The sequence below is a fragment of the Oleiphilus sp. HI0067 genome (assembly GCF_001635735.1).
Genome location: NZ_LWFI01000640.1, coordinates 1 through 487, shown reverse-complemented (window position 1 = coordinate 487; position 487 = coordinate 1). Strand labels below are relative to the sequence as shown.

Here is a 487-nt window from a genome sequence, read left to right as displayed (position 1 = left end):
AGCGATTCTATAGGAGATGTTCGGATGGCAAAAGAAAAGTTTGAAAGAAGTAAGCCGCACGTTAACGTTGGAACAATTGGCCACGTTGACCACGGCAAAACAACACTAACAGCAGCACTTACTCGTGTATGTGCAGAAGTATTCGGTGGTGAGAAGGTAGACTTCGCTAACATCGATAACGCTCCAGAAGAGCGTGAGCGTGGTATTACAATCGCAACGTCACACGTAGAGTACGATTCAAATGATCGTCACTACGCGCACGTTGACTGTCCTGGACACGCGGACTACGTGAAAAACATGATCACTGGTGCTGCTCAAATGGACGGCGCGATCCTAGTATGTGGTGCGACTGACGGCCCAATGCCTCAGACTCGTGAGCATATCCTTCTTTCACGTCAGGTTGGTGTTCCATACATCGTAGTATTCTTGAACAAAGCAGACCTTCTTGCTGAAGACTGTGGCGGTGCAGGTACTGAAGAATACAACG

1 protein-coding gene is annotated in these 487 nt (G+C 48.3%); it reads left to right on the top strand.

Translation table 11 applies throughout. The features are described 5' to 3' along the window. Positions 1 to 24: 24 nt before the first annotated feature. Positions 25 to 487, top strand: a 463-nt coding sequence (locus A3739_RS07070; RefSeq protein WP_156502438.1) for a GTP-binding protein, incomplete at its 3' end; no start/stop codon positions are given.